Here is a 21,250-nt window from a genome sequence, read left to right on the forward strand (position 1 = left end):
AAAAGCACTGGCATTAATATTAAACCATAATTCCTTTTCCATCTCTTCATCAGGAACAAATTCAACCTTATCCGTTAAAATAAAAGTTTTATCGCACATTTTTCAACATCTTTTTTTTTATATTTTATTAAAATTATAAAAAAAATCCTAAAAACATCATCTTAATGACTAAAAATAATCACTAAAAGGATTGTTTTTTTTTTTAGAATATTATTATTATGAAACCGTGCTTAAAAAAAAAAGAAAGGAAAAAAACTAACTAATTGAAGCTTTTCCCCCATCTTTCTATATTACATATTATAAACCTACATATTATATGGCATTTATCCGAGAGCATTTGAAAAGTAATCTCACCACCCCATCCACATAAAAAAAATATAGACACTAACCCAGTAAATGTGCAATTCATCTCCGGCTTAAAGAAGCCGGAGAATTCTTGCACAATAAAGTTAAAAAATTAATGATTTAAGTTCTGTCAAATTAAACTGCTTAATATATTCTTTCATATGCTATAAGCTTTTTATTGTTAAATCTAAGTAAAAATCACTTCAATGCAATATTTTCATAATGTATTAACTTTATTTTTTAAAATCAAACTCATTTAATGAGATTTAGCTAATAAAAAGGTTTATATAAGATATTTGCATTATATAATATTTAAGCGAGAATAATCTCGTAGATATTAATTTTGTTATGGGGGTAAATTATTTTGAACAAGAGAATATTTCTCACTTTAATATTTGTGCTCACTGTTGCATTATCGGTCGGTACAATATATGCAAGTGATGTAAATGTAACGGATTCATATGCCTCCAGTTCACAGGATGACGGATTAATCACGCTTAGTGATGACTCGTCTGAACTGCAGGCAACGGAAGCTGTTGTTGATAATGATTCATCAAACGATGTTTTAAAATCTGAAGATTCAAATACTTTATCAACTAACACTGAGGACAGTAATATTTTGGCAAGTGACAATAATGCACCATCAACCATTGATGTATCAAAAACAGTCACTGCAAATGACGTTACTAAATATTATAAAGGAAGTGCAAAGTATACTGCAACATTTTTAGACATAAACGGTTCTGCATTGGCAAATACCAATGTTAAAATTACATTAAATGGTAAAGAGTATACTCAAATGACTAACAGCAGAGGTGTCGCTTCCTTAAGCATTGATCTTAAGCCGGGAACATATAAAGTTGTTGCTACTAACCCTGATACCGGTTATAGCTTAACCAATACAGTTAAAATCCTTTCAACTATTGTTTCCAGCGATATGAGTAAAGTTTATACTGACGGCAAGAAATTCACTGCGACTTTCCTTAAAAGCAATGGGAAAGCATTAGCTAAAAAAACTGTAAAATTTAGAATTAAGGGTAAAACATACAAAGTAAAAACCAACAGTAAAGGAAAAGCCAGCTTATCCTTAACCAAACTACGTAAAGGAACCTACAAGATTATTTCCTATAATGCTGACGGTTCGAAAAAAACCAATAAGGTAAAAGTAATCAGAACATCAAAAACTTCATTAACATCCAAAGATTACCTTTTCCTTAAAAAGGACAAAAAAAGAGTTAAGGTTAAACTGCTTAACCAATTGGGTTATGCTCCTGCAAAAGGCAAAGTTGTCAGATTAGCTTTAAACGGTAAAAAATACTCTGCCAAAACAAATGCAAAAGGTTTTGCTAGTTTCAAGTTACCTTCACTTAAAAACGGAGTATATACTATGAAATACTCCTTTGCCAAGTCAGGTTACTACAAAGCATCCAGTGTAAAGAATAGATTAACAGTCATTCCAACCAAAAAAGTCACTTACACTGTTAAAAGCACTACAGTATTTGGCCATGGTGCAGGAACATTATATAAAGTAGCTTTAACATCAGGCGGTGTTCCAATTGCAAATAAGAAGGTCACCCTTACCATAAATGGTCAGACACAGACCAAAGTCACTAACAGCAAGGGAATTGTTTCAATACCTATCAATTTGGATATTGGAAACTATGAAATTAAATTTTCTAACAAAGCGGATTCCAAACTTAATGCACAATCAGGATTAACCGCAATCAGCGTTGTTGAAAGGACTCCGACTTCTGTAAGCTGGAAATCTGAAACCACCATTTATGAAGGATCACAATCCTGTAAGATATTAGTGCTGGACCAGAACAATAAACCTATATCCAAAGGTAACGTACAATTGACAGTCAACTCACAGACTTACAGTGCTAAAACCGCTTCAGATGGTTATGCAACCATTAAAGCAACATTCACTCCTGGAACTGTTAAGGTTTCATATACATTCACCGGTAACAACCTGAATGCTCCAAGTTCAGGTACTACAACTTTAACTGTGAAAAAAATTGATTTCATAACCCTTAAGAATGTTATTGCCGGCGCAAAAACCATAAAGGCATATTATGCTGACAACAATAAGGTGCCATCCAGCGTATCTGCAGGCGGACTAACATTTACAATGCCTGAATTCCTATATGTGATGAGTGAGGCAATCAGCAATCTCGGCAGTTCCAATACCGGAAATGTTCCTATCCTAAAAGGAGTGGCTGCACCGACTTCACCTAGTGGTGACACAATTTCTTCAGTTGAATTATACAAAAAAGATTACATAACTGTTGCCAAGAATGCTGTAACATTCATTAAAAACAACAAGCAGGCACCGAATTATGCTAACTCTGCCGTTGGAAAAATCATCTACTCCGAATTGATAGATGCATTCTCAAGAATTTTAGCATTCTATGGAAACAATAATAATCAACTGCCTAATTATTGCGTAATCACATACGGTACCGGAGGTTCTTCAAGTTCACAAGGTGGAACTGGTTTGAATGAGAAAAATACTGTTAAGGATCTTAGCATATATCTCAAGTCCACCAGTAATTGTCAAGTTGGAAACTCCAAGATTAAATCAAAAGTGAACTCACTTACCAGTGGATTGTCTAGCAACTTAGCAAAAGCTAAAGCGATTTACAACTATGTAAGGGATTCCATATCATACAGTTTCTATTACGATACAAACTATGGTGCGGTAGGTACCTATAACCATGGATCAGGAAATTGTGTAGACCAGGCACATTTGCTCATTGCAATGTATAGGACCGCAGGACTTCCTGCAAGATATGTACACGGAACATGTACATTCTCCAGTGGAAGTACATACGGTCACGTATGGGCTCAGGTACTAGTTGACGGTAGCTGGCATGTTGTAGACCCAACAAGCTCAAGAAATTCATTTGGAACAGTAGTTAATTGGAATACAAAATCATTCAGATTCCAAGGAACCTATTCAAGTCTTCCATTCTAATTAACTATTCCTTTTTTCTTTTTTTTAAAAAAATTATTAATTCTGGTTTAATTTCAGTTTTAAATCAAATTTAGCGAATTTTGTTTGTTTTATGAATTTTTTCATGTCCTTATCCAGGGAATATGATAAATTTAGCACTATATCAAGGAATTCATCAAAGTCATTTTGAGTCAGTGAATCAAGGCCATGGGCCAAAATGGAATTGTTCCTCTTTCGTGTCAGGTTTTTGATTTTTGATTCGTTTTCGACATAGTGTTTTCCCAAATCATTTCCAAGTTCATTTAAAAGCAGGAAATCCTTTTCCAAGCCTATCCTTATTTTTCCATCTTCTCTTGTTTTTTCCAAATCCATTATGAACTCGTCCGATACATTGTTTTGTTTAAGTACTGAAACATCGATATCTGAGCTTTTGATATTGTATTTGGTCAATTCGATTTGTGCAATCAGTTCAAATGACCTGTATAACCTTGCTATTGCATCGTCGTATTTGAATTCCTCAGACCTTCTTATTGAATTGTTAATCAGGCTTGCAAGAATATAGCAGTTTTTCAGATTTACCGATTTGGAATTGATGATGTTTCCAAGGGCCTTCAGGTTAAATTTGATATCATTTTTGACTTCCATGAATTCGACCTGGTTTAAATTTACTTTTCTCAGATGGTCATATGCATCTTCAAAATCCATATTGTCCCATGCATAATATGCTTTGCAGAGATGCATTAATGATTCCTTATGGATGTTCAAATCGACTATATAATTCAGGATATCGATGCATGCCCTGAAACGATTGGCGTTAAAATTGTTTCTTGTTCTCATCAAGGCGAACTTGTCATATATCTTGTAGATGTTTTGGTAGTTGATGATTTCTGTTCCCCTTGAAACTTCGCCGGTTGACCTGTCGCCTCCGACAGAAATCAGATCCTTTGAATAGAACATTCCGCAGCTTGCCATTGCGGCAGACATTGTTTTGGTTCCGGAGGTGTAATCCATAATTATATCATAGTCGCCGCCATCTTCATAGTCCAATTCCCATATCTTTGATTCATATGCTTCAAAACAGGTATTCAAATCATCGATTGCATTTATTATGACAATCTGATAATCCTCATCCAGTATGAATTCATCATTATCTTTATGAAATAGTTCTTTTATATATTCAACTGTCCCTTTTGACTTGCCTGATGCAAAAAATATGACTTTGTCTGGGCGTATCTTATTTATAGTATAATATAATTTTTGTGCATGGTTTTGAGAGTTTTCTTCATTTATGTTTAAATTTGTACCAGTTCCCACGGTCATAAACAGAATGACTTCCTTTCTTTTCATAATATCACTTTAGATGTTTTCAGCTATCAAATTAAATAGTTCTTTAGTCTTGTCGGTTGCGGTGCTTTCCCAAATGTCTTCAGGAATTTCATATACAAATGTCGGATATCCTGCCTGTGCAATCGGCTTTGAAACCAAAACGGCAGAGGTGGATTTGTATGTTTCGTTTCCAGTTACAGGATAATAGTTGAAATCGCTGCTTTCGCTTATCTTTTCGGCAATGCTTACAGAAGAGTTATCCATAGCAGGTGTGGCAAGATAGAAACCTTCACCATATTCCGGATTATGGGAATGGCTTATTATCACTGCATCTGCATCGGAAGCGGTAACATTTGGATTGACATAATCATGAACCAGGCTTTCCCCGTTTGCCCTTCCCTTTTCATAATCATCAGGACTGTCAGTTACGGTTACCTTATAGTTGATAATCTTGACATTGTCATTTCCGAATTGTCGTGCAGCCTGTATTTCAGGCTCAATTGACAGGGTTTCCCTTGGATGAATTCCGGTTATCAGAGCAATGCATTTGGTGGCGTTTTCATTTCCGGCAATTCCGACTTTCACTGTTCCGATACTGGTATTAGCGATTGTAGTATATTCAATTTCGGGATAGTGTGTGCTTTCAAAAAATAGTATCCCTCCGATAATTATTAATGACACTACAATAATAATTATTTTGCTTGATTTTTGCATATTTTCACCTTAAGTAATATTTTGTTGACTACACTAATTAATATATTCCAAATGGTGATGAAAATTACATTAAAAAAAATAGTAAAATGTATATCCAAGCACTGAAATCCAGTGCCCAGATATGTTTTTTGATTTAACGGTCAGTGTTGAACTTGTCGCTTGACCTGATTCCGACAAGTGATGCGAATACCGCAAGGACACATGCGACTGTACATATTATACAGATTATTTGTGAAGCCTGCACAATCATTGCCGCATATTGAGGATCCAGTTTCAGGCTGCCCATTACCCAAGCAAATATCAATGTCAAAAGCCCTAAACTCATTGTTTGGCCTATGGTTCTCATTGTTGCCTGTGATGCGGATGCTGTCGGTGCATCTCTTGGAGGAACTGAGCTCATGATGGCGTTCATGTTCGGACTTGAGAAGAGCCCCATTCCGATACCCTGCAGCACCATTGCAAGAACAACGATATACAGTGGAGTTTCACCTGTGAGGAATGTCAGGATTCCCAATGCGATTGCGGCTATTCCTATTCCCAATGCGGCGAGCTTTTGAGGATGTATCCTATCTGAAAGCTTTCCTGCATTAGGAGCCATTATCGCCATGATGATAGGTGTGATGATTAATATCATTCCTGACATTTGGGCATCCCACCCCCTCACATACTGGAAATGGTAGTTTAGGATTGTTGTAACAACCATAATCGCCAGATAGCTGCATAATGCCGCAACGTTGGATGATGTGAACTTCTTGTTTTTGAAGAGGTTCATATTGAATACAGGTGATTTCTGCCTTAACTCATACCATCCGAATATTGCCAATATTATGAGGCCTGTAAGGGTCAGTATCTTTCCTGTTGTTGTTATCAGTGAAGTGAATCCATAAATGAAAGCTAGAATGCCTATTGCATATAATACGGATCCGACCTTGTCGATTTTATCCTTTTCATATGTTTTCCACTCCTGAGGTATTTTCAGAATCATCAAAATGATACATAATACCAAAAATGGAATCACAAAGTAAAACATGGACCTCCAGCCGAGATTATGCACTAGAAATCCGCAGATTACAGGGGACAGGGATGTTGCAAGATATACTCCTGTCACTGTAAAGCCCAATGCCTTTCCACGATTTTGCGGTTTGACCGCATGCACTACCATTGCCATTGCAGATACGTTCAGGAATGCCACTCCCGCACCCTGAATAATCCTGAATACCAGGAATGATTCTGTTGAAAATGACAGACATGCGCCAATTGAGCCTGCAAGAAATACAAATATTCCTGCAAGCAATGACTTTTTAACTCCGAATTTTCCTGAAATTTGTCCTGCCGGCACTGTAAAGACTGCAACCACCAGGAAAAATATTGTTGGAACCCAGTTTTGAATAACATTGTTCATTGCAAAGTCCTGTGCTATCGCTGGAACCCCAATGATTATTCCATTTGATAGAAAGACTGCAAAAAATGATGTTATGAATGATATTGCCACTACATATGTTTCGAACTCTAATTTCATTTTTTCTCCCTCTTTAATTATCTTCAATAAGATTCATGCCTCTTTTTGCTATTTCCATTATTCTTCTTTTGACTTCAATGTCGTCTTCTGTTATTCCCACTTCCATTTCCCATTCCTTTGATATTCTTCTGTATTCTGGAACAAGATTTCTTCCCTTTTCGGTTGTATTCAACATGTATTTGCGTCTGTTTTCTGGATTGACCTCTCTTTGGATAAATCCCTGCTCTTCAAGTTTTCTTAATGTCTTTGCAATGTTTCCTTTGCTTTGGCAAAACATGTTCGCCACATCCTCCTGAGAGCAGTTTGGATTATCGTAGATGAACATGATATATCTCACATCATGGCCCAAATCAAGTTCATTGAATTTTGATTTCATGTATTTCTGCTGATTCAGGGAAATGTTGTGAATCCATGCGACAAATGGTGTATTGTCATTTAGTGCCTGATAACTTTCATCCTCCATATTTTTCACCTGATTCATAATATGTTTTGAAAGAATATAAATGTTTCTAATGAAACAGTTCTAAATGAAACAAATATAGTCTTTCCTGTGAACCTTTGATTTTTAAATCCAAAAGATTTTTATAACATGTTTCAATGAAAGCAATTTTTCAGAGTTATATAAATTTTTTAAAGCCATTACAATTCAATAAATATTAAATAGGATGAATAAAATATCAATTAATTAATTTCAAGAGATTTTAGAGGATTTGTAAAAAACATCAAAAAAGAAAATTCTGATGACTCTGAAAGTGCCATTATATCAACTGAAAGATGGTTTATTTTATGAGTATTGAAAATAAAACTCATTTAACAAACTATCCTTCTCATTAATATAGATGAAATGGGAATTTAAAATAAAATTTAATCAGGGATATATATCAAGTCCTTTAAAAAATTAGATTTCAATCAAAAATTGGTGAGGATAATGAAAAATCATATTAATGCTGCGGCATATGAAACCTTTTACATCACAAAGGACATCAACTATCAATATAACAATCCCCTGGATACAAGAAGGGCACCGAGGTTTGAATTGAATATAAAAAGATACATGGGAAAATCAAAGATCAGCAGAAACAGCAAAATCAAGTTCATTAATCTAGAAGTTTAGCAACTACATATTCTCCAAGGTAAATGAATAATATCTCAGCCTTCTGATTGTCTGAAATTGAATTTTTAATGTCGCTTGCGCTTTTGACCTCATCGATTAGAGTATATGGATTATTTGCAACATATCCTACAGTTTCACCTTCATACACTGCCGCTACTGCATCAGGATCATGCTCGTTGTCCTCATCCCTGACCAGACTCAGGACATTTCCGGCTTCAGGTGTGAAGTTATAGAAGTCGCTTCCTACAATATTGATTAGAGTGTCCTGGGTGGTGTTTAGATATTCGCACTGCTCTTCAAATTCCCTGAGCCTGTCAAATTCCTTATATGCAGTCAGATAACATTTATGGGCATCGGCAAGCTGATTTAATGCCTCCAGGATTTCAGCCTTAAGGAAGTAGAACTCAGAGGGATCTTCACTTTCAGGAATATTTTCAATTCCGCACTCTATTAGTCTTAATGCCTTTTCGTAATCGGCTTCGGGGAAAAATGTAACTTTTGCCCATCCATATAAGCAGTTGGCCTTGTTAAGATGAATGTCGGAGGATTCATGAAGTTTCAGCGCATCATCAAAACACTCAAGAGATTCATCAAATCGTCCAAGATTTTGCAAAACGATTCCCTTGAGGTTTAAGTTGGTGTAATTATAGTCTGTCTTTAAAGAGTTATCTATTTCGCTTAAAGCTTTGGTAAATTGCTTTTCTTTTATCAGATGGTCGATTTTGGGAGTATCCGAAACCTTGAATCGTGACTGGTGGGCATCATCGGATGAATCGATATAGAGATAATCTTTCATGATATCATTTTTTTCAAAAATCATTTATTAACTTTTATATTCTTTAAAACAAATATTTACCTAGGAGTAAATAAAATGGATTATGATGTCATATATATTGGAAGTGGAAATGCCGCTTGGCAAGGTGGCAGATTCTTAAGAAAAGAAGGACTTAAAATTTTAATCGTTGAAGAAAGCCTATACGGTGGAACCTGTGCAAACAGAGGATGCAACTCAAAGGCATTGCTTGATGCGCCTTATGAAATCAAGGCACTGACAGAAAACTTTGAGGGCGTTGGAAAAGACGGTGACTTTAATGTCAGTTGGCCGGATTTGATGAAGCTGAAAAGGAAACGCATTGCAAACATGGCCCCATTTTTGGACGGCAAATTCAAGGAATATGACCTTGATGTTGCCCACGGAAAGGGAATAATTTTGGATGAGCATACCGTTAAAGTCGGCGATGAGACATTTACAACAGACAAGATTGTAATCTGCACAGGCCTAAAACCTGTCATTCCTGATATCCCTGGAAAGGAATACCTTCATGACAGCACTGACTTTCTGGATATTGACGATTTGCCGAAACATGCAATCATCATAGGCGCAGGATTTGTCGGAATGGAATTTGCATCAATACTTGCAGAGGCAGGACTCAGCGCAGATGTTATAATCAGGGGAAATATGGCTCTTAAATACTTCCACCAACCATATGTACAGAACGTGATTGAAATCCTTAAAGAAAAAAACATTAATTTCCATTTTAACCAGACAGTAACTGAAGTAATAAGCAATATCGATATAGACAATCCCGAAGATAAGGTCCTTAATGTTGAAAATGCATTGAACTCCGATGATGATTTAAGAGATCCCGAAGCAAAAATCGATAACGTTGCCTATGAAGACAGCTTTACAGTCAAATGTGAAAGCGGCCTTAGCCTGACCGGAGACTATGTTATTGCCGCAATGGGCAGAACAGCAAATGTTGAAGACATCGGCCTTGAAAATGTGGGCCTGACATACACAAACAAGGGAATTAAGGTAAACGGACACCTTCAGACTGAAGTTCCCAACATCTATGCTTCAGGGGATGTTGCAGATACAGGAATTGCAAAGCTTGTAACCGTTGCAATACATCACTCAAAATACCTTGCAAAGGAATTGCTGGGCAAGGCTGATGAGATAACATATCCTGTCGTTCCTGCAGTTGCATATACAATTCCAAGAATCGCCACAGTTGGCGTTCCTGCATATGTGGCCGAAGAAAGCGATGAATACGATGTGCATACAATCAGATACGGCAACTCATATTCCCTTGAGCTTAAAAACGACCGTACCGCTGAGGCGAAAGTCATTGTGGATAGGGACCTCAACATTGTAGGTGCCGAAATATATGCTGCGGATGCAGAAAACGTGGCAAACATGTTCGCATTCATCATCAATAAGAAAATAACCCTTGAAGAGCTGGACTATATGATTTATGCCTTCCCTTCAAGCAGTTCAGTATGCCTGTACAAGCTGCACAATATCCACTATGATTTCAGTTAGGATTTTTCCTAACTTACTTAATTTTTTTAAAAATAGTTATATTACTTCAAAATTGATGAGTTTTACCTTATTTGAATGGAGCTTAGGATTTTCATCTATTTTTTCGGATAGCTTTGTAGTGATGTATTTTTTATTGTCATCCGGAAAAACAGTGGCGATTTTCAACTCATCACTGTCCATAAGGACACTTGCAAGGAAGTTTGCTCCGCTTGAAATTCCTATTCCCAAACCGAACTCCTTGGCTATTCTTTTGGACATGTTGATTGCATCGCAGTCATCAATCAATACGATATCATCAATAAGATTCTCATCCACAATGCCCGGAATGAAGTCATCACCTATTCCTTCAATCATGTGGCTTCCCTCTTCCATTCCCATCTTAAGTATGGACAATGTGGAAGGTTCGAGTGCAAATACTTTTGAATCTGGATTGTGGTCCTTTATTCTCTGACCGATTCCCATCAGTGTTCCGCCTGTTCCGATTCCTGAAACGAAAGCGTTCACATCAGGAATCTCGTCTATTATTTCCTGGCCGGTAGTGTAATATTGGGCCTGAGTATTCAATTCATTGTCAAATTGGAGTGGTTTATATGCACCGATTTCCTCTGCAAAGTCATCAACCATCTCCAAGGCCCTCTTGAATCCTCCTTCCTCTTTTGATACCAGATGAACGTGAGCACCGTACATTTCAATGAGTTTTCTTCTCTCAAGGGATACCCAGTCAGGCATGAATATATGGACCTCATGGCCGAAAAGGGCACCGATGGCACTGAATGCAATGCCGGTGTTTCCGCTTGTAACTTCAATGATAGGCTGGCCGTCTGCCAAATTGCCGTTTTCCCTTTCATTTTGGATAATGTATAATGCAATCCTGTCCTTTATGCTTCCGGTATAATTGTAGTATTCGAGCTTGGTGTATATGCTGCCCTTCTTTCCTTCATATTCATAATCAATCTTAATCATCGGTGTGTTTCCAACTAGCTTTTCTACATTCATAATTATCCAATCCAATTCAATATTAAACTATTATATATTTGTATCTTGATTGTAATATATTTTTTTGAAAAATTTTCAATATTCCATAAAGTCAGTTACCTTGTCCATTGGTAGGCAATCCTTGGAGAGCCGTCTGCAACATATATTGTACCGCACTTTTCAAATCCGTTTTTTTCGATTTGGCCCTGCATTATGATATTGTCTGAATGGGTGTCTATTCTGATGTTTGTGTGGTTTTTCTTCAGGCATTGAATGGCACACCTGAATATGCCGTGAACCTTGCCATCGCTTGCGATTCTATGTACGGTTACATATTCATCATCATTGAGCCATTTTCCATTTTCAATATGTTCGTATGTAGGTTCATCACCCCTAAAAACTGCAAACACTCCATGGATATCATTTTCTTTGCAGACTAGATGACAAACTTCATTTTCAATGTCTCTTTCAATAAGATCTTTCGGAGGATATTTGCGCCCCCACTGATTTGGATTTCCGGATTTGATCATGAAATCCTGAGCGATTCTGTATATGTCCATGATTGCATCCAACTCTTCAAGTGCGGCTTTTCTGATATGCATAATCTAATTCCTCAACTTAAAAACAGAAAAATCTTAAATTTGTTCAAAAAAAGAAAAAGGGGAATTGAATTATTTTGTAAATTCAACTGATTTTGCCATGTCTATTGCATCATCCCGGTCCTTGTATCCAACAACAACCATCACTCCATCATCAATAGTCATAGCTCCGTACATATTGTCTTTTTTATATACTCTGATGTCCCCATCTTTTCCATCAGCTTTAAAACCTGAAGTGGCTTGGAACGATTCATATTCCTTTTCATCCATGTTTTTATTGATGGATGAATCTTTATAATATATTACCAAAATTTTTTTGTCCATATCCATATAGGTTACGACGCCTTCGGCTTCGGTTTTCTTAAAATCAGCTCCCTTAATAATATTCATCTTGAATTTACCGTCAAAATCTTGCTTTTCGAAACTGGTGGCAGCTACTGCCGATAGGGAAAATGCACAGGCGACCGCCAGTATGAATAGTACGACCATATATTTTTTCATTTGTCAACCTCCAATTTAGTTATATAATTATTTAATTAATTAATTATATATTATTTACTTTTTAATTATTTTAAAATTTAATATATTATGTTTATTAAAAAAATCAAAACAGTATATTTTAATTAATATTTTGCATGTTGAATACCTATTTTTGGAATTTTGTTTATTATCAATCAAATTTGCTATGCATCATATCACTCATATTTTAAAAAATTCAATTTCGATTAAATTTTTTGATAAATTGGTACTAAATGAATAATATTAATTTAAATAAATGAACCATATTTTGAAAATGTATTTTTTTAATTTAAAATATTTACATTATTTTTATTTTGTTAAATAAATATGTCATTTTTGAAAAAAACATGTTAATTATATATACTTATTGAAATAGATGTATAATAAGGTATAATTCTTATGCTTAAGTTAATTTAAGGTGAAAATATGTTTAACAAAAAGATATGTATACTATTATTGCTAATAGTGAGTATTTGCGCAATATCGACTGTAAGTGCAGCGGATAACGCTACTGATGCTGTAGCAATTGATGATGCAAGTGCTGGCGATGCAATAACTAATTTTGATGAGGACACAATTGAAACAGCAGAAGAGATTGCAGATGGAGAAAAACTGTCTGCAAATGATGATTCTGCATTGACAAAAGATCAGACTGATGACGTGCTTTCAGCACCAACCAGCTCTTATGACTTATATAACATCTATTTTGAGGAGGATTATGAAATTTCATCATATTCAAAAGGAACAATAAAAGGGACAATTTCTCCGCCCCCATCATACATGCCACAATACAGTTTCAGATTGGCTGTGTTTGATTTGGATGAAGAGATTGTTTTTTTGAGTGACTCCATTACAGGCCGTTCTACCTCTTTTTCATATACAATTCCTGCAAATACTCTTCTTCCAGGAATGTATGATATATATGCTGTGAATGATTGGGATACTAAGGTAATGGCATTTGCTGATTTATACGTTACTGGAAATTCTGTTATTACATCTTCCGATTTTAATGCCAATTACATGTCCAATTCCAAAATGACAGCCAAAATTGTCGATAAAAAAAGTAAAAAACCACTTACTTCTTTAGGCATTGATGTAGTATTCACTAGCGGCAACATCAAAAAAACTGAATTATATATGCCAGATGAAAATGGTCAAATTTTCTTTGAACCTCCGGTAGGTGTTGGAACATGGACTGTGACATTTACCCCAAGTGCATATGGAGTTACAGGGTCAGTTGTCAAAACGGCAATAATCAAAAAATCTTCAGTCAGCATTAAGGCCAATAAGGTTACCGAGTACACAGGTCATAAAACAACCCTAAAAGCTGTTGTAACATGCAATGGCAGGAATGTTAACGAAGGAACAGTCACATTCAAAATCAACAAAAAGAGCTACACCGCTCCAGTGAAAAATGGTGTTGCTACTGTACAAGTTAACTTGAAAAAAGTAAAAACTTACAAATTCACTGCTAAATTCAATGGAAATAATAATTTAGCAGCTTCTAATGTTGTTAATTCAAAAGCTGTACTGAAAAAATCATTCAAGACCAAATTGTATGGTAAAAACTATCAGGTCTATATTTTCAAGAAAAAGGTTGCTAAAATATTAGTCAAAACCAAAAACGGCAAAAAAGTCAAAAACGGCAAACTCCAAGTTACCATTGATGGAAAAAGCATATTCGTAAATGTCAAAAATGGAGTGGGAAAAATAACACTTAAAGGTTTGAGTGCCGTTGACCACTTTAAAGGATTTACTCGCAAGGGTGAAACCTACAAGAGGTTTATAACCAAAAAAGTGAAAATCAAATATATTCCTACATCTCACAAATATAAGGCAAGCAGCATAAAAATTAAGGTTAGATCTGTATTCAAATGTCCTGGATGTGGAAAAACCACTACACATTTCCACAAAGCCCATGACAGCGACTATAGGCCATATAAACATTTTATAGCTATTGTATAGAGGATTAATTTCCTCTCTTTTTTATTTTTTTTGAAGATGTTTCAGGCGGAAACAAACTATTTTTAATATTTCATTGTAAAAAAATTTTGGAATTCGCAGAAATTGATTAAATAATTCAATTAAGTTTTATTTTAATTAAAAGAACTGTTTATGCTTTTTCTAAAAGATATAATTTTATATACTTATAAATATAAAAATGTTAATACAAAAGAAAATTCTTATGCTTAAGATGATTTTTAGGTGAAAACATGTTTGATAAAAAATATTTTTTAATACTATCATTATTATTGATAGTTATTTGCACGTTATCTGCAGTTAGCGCAAATGATGATGTTGCAGATGTTGTGGCCGTCAATGAATCTAGTGATGCCATAACAGTTAATGATGAAACCGCAGATGAGGTAGCAATTAATTTTGAACAAGATTTGGAAAAAAGTGTAGAGGAAACAAACGATGATTCATTCGTTGATGGGGAAAAATTATCCGCTAGTCAGGAAGATTCTAAATTAACGGTCGACCAGTCAAATGCTGAATTATCAATGATATTTGCTAACTGGTATTCAATTGACTTATCAGATACCACAATTGCTTCAGATAAACAACAAACTATTAAGGTTTATATAAAGCCTTCTAAAGTAAGCGGATCTTATGGATATGATTATAATTTCGTAGTTCTTGATAAAAACGCTAAAGCTGTTTATACTAAGCAGTATCAAAGTACAAGCACAACTGAAAAAACATATACAATGACTATTCCAAAAAATACTTTGACACCAGGTTCATATGTTATGGCTGCATTTAACACTTATGATAATGTCGTTATGGATAGCGCATACCTGTATGTCTCAGGAAATGCGGTTATCACGGCCAATAACTATTATTCCAGTTATATGTCCGGTGCGACAATGACAGGTAGAATAACCGATGCGGTGACTAATAAACCTATCAGTTCCATTAATGTAAAGGCTGTTTTTACCAAAGGTGCAACAAGTGTAACCAAATATTACACTCCGGATGCTAACGGTTATTTTTCATTCGTACCTCCTGTCGGTGTTGGAACTTGGACTGTAACATTTAGTCCATCTGTAAGTCATATTGGCGGATCAGCTTCTGCAACCGCTACAATTACAAAATCTAAAGTAAATGTAAAAGCAAAAAAAGTCGTTGAATACAAAGGATTCAAAATCAAACTTAAAGCTACTGTAAAAAGCAACGGCAAGAATGTCAATGAGGGTAAAGTCGCATTCAAAATCAACGGCAAAACCTACAAGGTCAACGTTAAAAATGGTGTGGCCACTAAAAAGATTAAATTGAAAAAAATCAAAAAATACAAATACACCGCAGTGTATCTTGGAAATGAAAACCTGTATAAATCCAAAGTCTCCAAGGCAAAGGCAATCATGAAAAAACGTCAGAAAGTCAAAATCACTTTCAAAAAGCCTGTGGTATACACCGGCCAAATTAAAAAGATTGTCGTTAAAATAAAATCCAGAGGCAAATATGTCAAAGGAGGATGGCTTATCCTAAAAAGCAGAGTGGGTATAGAAAAGGTCAAGGTCAAATCCGGTAAAGTTACATTATATGCAAGTGGTTCATTAGCTGACCATTATAAGGGAACCAATGGTATTGACAAGTACTATAGAAAGACCGTGACTAAAAAATGGTGGATGAAATATAAACCTGAATCACATAAATACTATGCTAAAAAGGTAAATTATAAGGCAACTTCAAAATTCAAATGTGACCTGTGCGGTAAAAAATCTACCCATTACCACTACAGCTACGGTTACTTTGTCGTGTACAAGTATAAAATAGTAGTATCTTAAGGGAAATCCCTTTCCCTTATCCTTATTTTTTTTAAAACAGAAAAATACTTTTAATTAATCAGCTTTTTTTAAACAATAACTTTTGATTTTTACAGTTAATTTTATTAATGATGAATGAAATAATATACCTAACGAACGGTTGGTAGGTAAAATGAATACTAAAGAAAGGATTTTTGACGTGGCACTGGATTTGTTTTCAAAAAAAGGATACGACTCAGTTTCACTTAGGGAGATTGCTGAAGAGGTGGGCATTAAAAAAAGCTCAATATATAGTCACTATCCATCAAAGGAAGCAATACTAATAGACATATTTCAATACTTAAGCGGACTTTTTGAATATGATGAACTGCTGAACAGCAAGGAGCTTGTCCTGTCAAGCGATAATGAGATATTGCTTGAAAACCCGGAAATGTTCTATCATATGGGTTCTGAAGCGATAAGGAAGATGTTCACTCAGGAGAGAAACCTGAAAATATGGAAATTGATATTTATCCAAATGCATTACAATGAACATATAAGACTGTTTTTCAAAGATGAGATATTGAAAAAACCGTTGATGTTCTGGCGGGAGTTTTTCACAATTCTTAAGGAAAACGGCATCATCAAACAAGGTCTTGACCCTGAACTCATGGCCAAGGAGTATTACAGCTTTCCGATATACATGATTATGGAGATGTGTGCAGAATATGAAGACATTCCTCAAAATCTCCTTGATGATTTTTTCAAACAGACAGAAGACCATGCCAATTTCCTGCTCGACTGCATAAAGGTGAAAAAATGAGTGAAAGTGATTTCAATATTCAGGAATACCTAACAAATGGCGTTGAAATCATCCTGAAGGATGCAATGCGCGCTACTTTTAGAAATCCAAAGGAAAGCATATTCCTGCTTAAATTCACAAAGCATGCCAAAAAGGCCAACAAGATAAGAGAAAGCTATGACAAACAAGGCAAAAACATCCCTGGATTTTTGATTGCAAGCATAACAAGCAGCTGCAATCTGCACTGTGCAGGATGCTATTCAAGGGCAAGCGACGCATGCAATGACGAAACACCTTCAAATCAGCTTTCAGATGATGAGTGGGAAGACATATTCAGGCAGGCAAGGGATATTGGAATAAGCTTTATTGTTCTTGCAGGCGGAGAGCCTATGATAAGACAAGATGTCATAACCAAGGCCAGCAATTATCCTGAAATACTCTTTCCGATATTTACTAATGGAACCTTGCTTGATGATGATTACTTTAAACTTTTTGATGACAACAGGAACCTGGTGCCTATTCTTTCCATTGAAGGAGGTGAAGAGGTTACCGATTCAAGAAGGGGGAAAGGAGTATACAGCCAACTGATTGAATCGATGAAGCTGATGAAAAAGAAAAACATCATTTTTGGTGCTTCACTAACATTTACAAAAGAAAACTTGGCAACTCTACTTTCAAGAGATTATATTGATGAACTGCATGATTTGGGATGCAAGGTGGTGTTTTTCATTGAGTATGTTCCGATGAATGGGCAAAGAATGGATCTTGCTCCGGGAGACAGTGAAAGGGATCTGCTCTTTAAAGAGATAGACAGTCTGCGCAATGAGTATGATGATATGCTCTTCATGTCATTTCCTGGTGATGAAAAGACATCAGAGGGATGTCTTGCAGCGGGAAGAGGTTTTTTCCATATCAATTCCCATGGCGGTGCCGAACCGTGTCCGGCTTCACCATATTCAGACATCAATGTAGGTGAGACATCAATTCTTGAAGCATTGGACTGCAACCTGTTCAGATCACTTAGGAATGGCGGAATTTTAATGGATGAGCATGAAGGGGGATGCGTTCTGTTTGAACATAAGGAAGATGTTGAAAGAATATTGAAAGGATGAGATTTCCCAAATCTAAAACATTTTTATATCATCATAGCAATAATATATACTTGGAGGAATTTTTATCAATTTTAAGCTAATTATTGTTTTATTGTCATTATCATTATTTTTGTCAATGACCTGTGTCATGGCAAGCGATGTTAATCAAACAGGCAATTTTACCAAATTGAACAGTATGATAAATGATGCTGATGACAATGCTAATTTAACTAATGATTATGAATACATTGATGGTGATGGCGATTTATCCATTTCAAAATCCATTACAATCCATGGAAACGGACATTCATTAAAAAACAATAATGCTTCCATTGTTGTAAGTGAAGACAACTCCGATATTATTTTTGAAAATATTTATTTTTTAGACAGACCGTCCATTATTTCAAACAACACTCATTTTTCAAACATTACATTTATAAACTGTAAATTTGAACCCGTGAATTCCACCCAAAACAATACAATATATTTTGACAGATACATGGGCATTCTTACAAGCGGTGAGATATCTCCAACCGTTAAGCAACTTGCAAAATTAATAGTCGGCAAATCAAAAGGTCTTAAGGCAGCTAAAATACTGGCAAAATGGGTTGGAAAAAGCATTGAACATGAAACTGCAGAGGGATTTTATCAAACAGCCGAGATGACATTATTCAGGAAATGTGGAAACTGCTGCAGTCAAACAGATCTCTTTTTGCAGATGTGTGTTGCTGTGGGCTTGAACAGGAATCATAAATTAGGATATGTTCATGTCGGAACAATGATGTTTGGAAAAAGGCATTTCTTTGCAATGATTGATAATGTATTGGTGGATGTGGACGCAAAGTCAAATTCTCCCTGGGGACATGCAAACATTGGAAATAGGGATTTTTACAGAATAACTGAATATCCGTATCTGCCCCTTCCAAGAGAATACTGATTGCATCTTGCATTTGGAATATGAAAACTATTTGAAAAACCAGGTAAATTCAGTTTCCATATCCGGGTCTATTTCTAAAGCTTTTTGAGAAATATAATCTCTCAATTTCAACAGGTTTTCTTCAGAATCAGAGGTTATATAGATAATTTCAGGCAAAAGTTCTATTTCATCTGTTGATTTTCCTTCAAGAGGTCTGAAATTAGGTTTGAAACCTTTGCAATAACCGAAATCGGTATTTATGAATTTCAAATCATCGATCTTTTTGAAGGTGCCCTTTTTTAGGAATTTAACATTGTCGAATTTGATGGCGACCTGAGCACCATACTTGACGGTTACAAGGAATTCCCCAGTATCATTATCCCTTAAGACGTAATCAATATGCAGTTCATCTAATTCATCAATCAAATTTTCTACTTGCTTATTTAATATTCTGTCGTTTTCTGCTACTATCTGAAAGAATAGAACATCATTTGAAATTTGGTTGGAATCTATTGGCTGTTTGCCAAAATACATATAGGAAGGGGTATCCTTGGCATCAACAGCATATCGGGAAATGATATCATTCACCTCTGATACCTTGCTACTATTAATTACTCCCAAAATAAAATTTTGTTTAACAGACATAAGTAGTATTTATGTTTTTATGACTTAAATAAGTTACATTTTACTGATTTGATTTCATCGTTTCAAACTGCTCGTCACGGCCCTTCAGCTTGAAGGTGAACAGGAACGCTATGAATCCAACTATTGCGGCCAAAATCAGACTTACCCCATATCCCAATATTCCTGAAAATGATGCAATGACACCTCCGATAAGTGCCCCTCCTATCAGCTGACCTGCACTTGAAAGCATATTTACGATGGCCTGGCCAGCTCCCCTTTCCTGAGGTTTCGCTTCGCTTAAGACAATGTATCTTGAACCTCTCCGGCTTAAAGAAGCCGGATAATTCTTGCACAATAAAGTTAAATTTTTTTTCAAATCAATTGTAAATCATATGCATCATTTTCCTTTGAAATTGCCTCATTTGCAATTAAGATAACTCCATCATCTTTCAGGACCATTCTAACTTCCTTCAAATCATTTAAAAAATCCGGCCAGAAATAAACTGTTTCAAAAGCGGTTATGATATCAAAGGCGATGAATAATGTTTGGATATCTCATTAGAAATATTTTTTTAATTGGAAAATCAAATATAAAACTAACTACAACACAATTTAATGGTTTGATAAAAATGAACATCTTAATATCCAATGATGATGGAGTTTCCGCACCGGGAATATTGGCCGCAAAACAGGCCGTTGAAGATTTGGCCAATGTCACCGTCGTAGCTCCCGACAAAAACAACAGCAGCATAGGTCGTCGAATAACATTGTTTAAACATTTGAAATTGGATTCATGCAAACTTGAAGACGGAAGCCCCGCCTATAGCGTTTCCGGAAGTCCTGCCGATGCAGTTATTGTCGGTGCAGACTATGTGATGGATGAAAATCCTGATTTGGTAATATCCGGAATCAATCAGGGAGTAAATATAAGCTGCGACATTACATCATCAGGCACAGTGTGTGCAGCCCTTGAGGCGGTTAGTCTGGGAATTCCTGCAATAGCCGTTTCCCTTTTTATGGATCCTAAAACTTCCTTCAAACAGGATGAAAACAGCGAATGGTATGTGGATTATGACTTTTCTCTGGCAAAGAAGGTTTTGCATGACCTAGTCTTAAAGATAATGGATGACGGATTTCCAGAAGATGTTGATTTGTTTAACCTGAATGTTCCTTCAAATTATGATTCGGAAGATGTCATGATTACAGATTTAGCAGACAGGATGCTTGAAAAGAAAGTAATAGACAATAGTGATACTGAAAAAGAGGAACTGTTCAACTACCCATTGGATGAAAACCAGGAAAACGATGATTTGATAATGATTACCTCAGATTTGGTTAAAGAATATCCAAAAGGCAGTGATGGATATGCATTGTTAGTTGAAAAATGTCCAAGCCTGACTCCACTCAGCGTCGACATGACAATCAGGGATTTGAAGGATTGGAGAATTGAATGAAAGACACATCCGAGTGCATATGTCTTTAACCACAAACTAATTTTTATCAATATGCATCCACCATATTAATGAAATGATTTGTTAAAAGCATATTTCAACCAGTATGATGATAATTATTGAAGTGTTCTTTAATATAATTGGCAGATATTTCCGAAAAAGAAATGCCGATATTAATCAGTGACAGTGTTGTGTTGAATTCATTCCAAAACTTTGAAAAAACATTG

The 21,250-nt window shown here is 35.6% G+C and carries 19 protein-coding genes; 9 read left to right on the top strand and 10 right to left on the bottom strand.

The window, feature by feature from the left end:
- The first annotated feature begins 709 nt into the window (after window positions 1-709).
- Complete coding sequence (locus tag QZ138_RS07760; protein ID WP_292888292.1) at window positions 710-3,322, top strand: transglutaminase-like domain-containing protein; 2,613 nt, start codon at window positions 710-712, stop codon at window positions 3,320-3,322.
- A gap of 36 nt (window positions 3,323-3,358) precedes the next feature.
- On the opposite strand, the gene QZ138_RS07765 is transcribed toward QZ138_RS07760, so the two are convergent.
- From QZ138_RS07765 to QZ138_RS07780, 4 genes are all read right to left on the bottom strand, one after another.
- Window positions 3,359-4,648, bottom strand: a complete 1,290-nt coding sequence (locus tag QZ138_RS07765) for a TIGR02710 family CRISPR-associated CARF protein (protein ID WP_292888295.1) — start codon at window positions 4,646-4,648, stop codon at window positions 3,359-3,361.
- A gap of 9 nt (window positions 4,649-4,657) precedes the next feature.
- Window positions 4,658-5,341 (bottom strand): hypothetical protein, encoded by a 684-nt coding sequence (locus QZ138_RS07770; protein WP_292888297.1) that lies wholly within the window; start codon window positions 5,339-5,341, stop codon window positions 4,658-4,660.
- A 133-nt stretch (window positions 5,342-5,474) separates the two neighbouring features.
- Window positions 5,475-6,860, bottom strand: a complete 1,386-nt coding sequence (locus tag QZ138_RS07775; protein WP_292888300.1) for an MFS transporter — start codon at window positions 6,858-6,860, stop codon at window positions 5,475-5,477.
- A gap of 13 nt (window positions 6,861-6,873) precedes the next feature.
- Window positions 6,874-7,323, bottom strand: a complete 450-nt coding sequence (locus tag QZ138_RS07780) for a MarR family winged helix-turn-helix transcriptional regulator (RefSeq protein WP_292888303.1) — start codon at window positions 7,321-7,323, stop codon at window positions 6,874-6,876.
- 465 nt (window positions 7,324-7,788) lie between these two features.
- Between QZ138_RS07780 and QZ138_RS07785 the strand changes: the two genes are divergently transcribed.
- Window positions 7,789-7,974 (top strand): hypothetical protein, encoded by a 186-nt coding sequence (locus QZ138_RS07785; protein ID WP_292888305.1) that lies wholly within the window; start codon window positions 7,789-7,791, stop codon window positions 7,972-7,974.
- On the opposite strand, the gene QZ138_RS07790 is transcribed toward QZ138_RS07785, so the two are convergent.
- Window positions 7,958-8,794, bottom strand: a complete 837-nt coding sequence (locus QZ138_RS07790) for a tetratricopeptide repeat protein (protein ID WP_292888308.1) — start codon at window positions 8,792-8,794, stop codon at window positions 7,958-7,960. The two genes, QZ138_RS07785 and QZ138_RS07790, sit on opposite strands and share 17 nt — an antisense overlap.
- Before the next feature lie 51 nt (window positions 8,795-8,845).
- Between QZ138_RS07790 and QZ138_RS07795 the strand changes: the two genes are divergently transcribed.
- Entirely contained in the window at window positions 8,846-10,297 is a 1,452-nt protein-coding gene (locus tag QZ138_RS07795; RefSeq protein WP_292888311.1) for an NAD(P)/FAD-dependent oxidoreductase, read from the top strand.
- A 36-nt stretch (window positions 10,298-10,333) separates the two neighbouring features.
- Here QZ138_RS07795 and QZ138_RS07800 read toward each other — a convergent pair whose 3' ends face one another.
- The 3 genes from QZ138_RS07800 to QZ138_RS07810 form a co-directional block, all read right to left on the bottom strand.
- Entirely contained in the window at window positions 10,334-11,293 is a 960-nt protein-coding gene (locus tag QZ138_RS07800) for a PLP-dependent cysteine synthase family protein (protein WP_292888313.1), read from the bottom strand.
- A gap of 95 nt (window positions 11,294-11,388) precedes the next feature.
- Window positions 11,389-11,874, bottom strand: coding sequence for a hypothetical protein (locus QZ138_RS07805; protein ID WP_292888316.1), 486 nt, complete (start codon window positions 11,872-11,874; stop codon window positions 11,389-11,391).
- Between the two features lie 69 nt (window positions 11,875-11,943).
- Window positions 11,944-12,372 (bottom strand): hypothetical protein, encoded by a 429-nt coding sequence (locus QZ138_RS07810; protein WP_292888318.1) that lies wholly within the window; start codon window positions 12,370-12,372, stop codon window positions 11,944-11,946.
- A 444-nt stretch (window positions 12,373-12,816) separates the two neighbouring features.
- Here QZ138_RS07810 and QZ138_RS07815 point away from each other — a divergent pair, with 444 nt between their 5' ends.
- The 5 genes from QZ138_RS07815 to QZ138_RS07835 all read left to right on the top strand — a co-directional run bounded on the left by QZ138_RS07815 (window position 12,817) and on the right by QZ138_RS07835 (window position 18,969).
- Window positions 12,817-14,355: an Ig-like domain-containing protein gene (locus QZ138_RS07815; protein WP_292888321.1), complete on the top strand. Its 1,539-nt coding sequence runs from the start codon at window positions 12,817-12,819 to the stop codon at window positions 14,353-14,355.
- Between the two features lie 248 nt (window positions 14,356-14,603).
- Entirely contained in the window at window positions 14,604-16,181 is a 1,578-nt protein-coding gene (locus tag QZ138_RS07820) for a carboxypeptidase-like regulatory domain-containing protein (protein ID WP_292888323.1), read from the top strand.
- Window positions 16,182-16,332: 151 nt separating this feature from the next.
- On the top strand, window positions 16,333-16,962 hold the full coding sequence (locus tag QZ138_RS07825) for a TetR/AcrR family transcriptional regulator (RefSeq protein ID WP_292888326.1): 630 nt from the start codon (window positions 16,333-16,335) through the stop codon (window positions 16,960-16,962).
- Window positions 16,959-18,053 carry a radical SAM/SPASM domain-containing protein gene (locus QZ138_RS07830; protein WP_292888329.1) on the top strand — a complete coding sequence of 365 codons (1,095 nt, stop codon included), beginning with the start codon at window positions 16,959-16,961 and terminating at the stop codon, window positions 18,051-18,053. Before QZ138_RS07825 ends, QZ138_RS07830 begins: the two co-directional genes overlap by 4 nt.
- Window positions 18,054-18,168: 115 nt before the next feature.
- Entirely contained in the window at window positions 18,169-18,969 is an 801-nt protein-coding gene (locus QZ138_RS07835; protein WP_292888353.1) for a transglutaminase domain-containing protein, read from the top strand.
- A gap of 27 nt (window positions 18,970-18,996) precedes the next feature.
- On the opposite strand, the gene QZ138_RS07840 is transcribed toward QZ138_RS07835, so the two are convergent.
- Entirely contained in the window at window positions 18,997-19,593 is a 597-nt protein-coding gene (locus tag QZ138_RS07840; RefSeq protein WP_292888332.1) for a hypothetical protein, read from the bottom strand.
- A 40-nt stretch (window positions 19,594-19,633) separates the two neighbouring features.
- Window positions 19,634-19,927: an MFS transporter gene (locus tag QZ138_RS07845; RefSeq protein WP_292888335.1), complete on the bottom strand. Its 294-nt coding sequence runs from the start codon at window positions 19,925-19,927 to the stop codon at window positions 19,634-19,636.
- Between the two features lie 274 nt (window positions 19,928-20,201).
- On the opposite strand from QZ138_RS07845, the gene surE reads away from it, so the two are divergent.
- Window positions 20,202-21,026 carry a 5'/3'-nucleotidase SurE gene (gene surE / locus QZ138_RS07850; RefSeq protein ID WP_292888337.1) on the top strand — a complete coding sequence of 275 codons (825 nt, stop codon included), beginning with the start codon at window positions 20,202-20,204 and terminating at the stop codon, window positions 21,024-21,026.
- Window positions 21,027-21,250: the final 224 nt, after the last annotated feature.

The sequence above is a fragment of the Methanobrevibacter sp. UBA212 genome, from assembly GCF_905233225.1.
GTDB lineage: Archaea > Methanobacteriota > Methanobacteria > Methanobacteriales > Methanobacteriaceae > Methanocatella.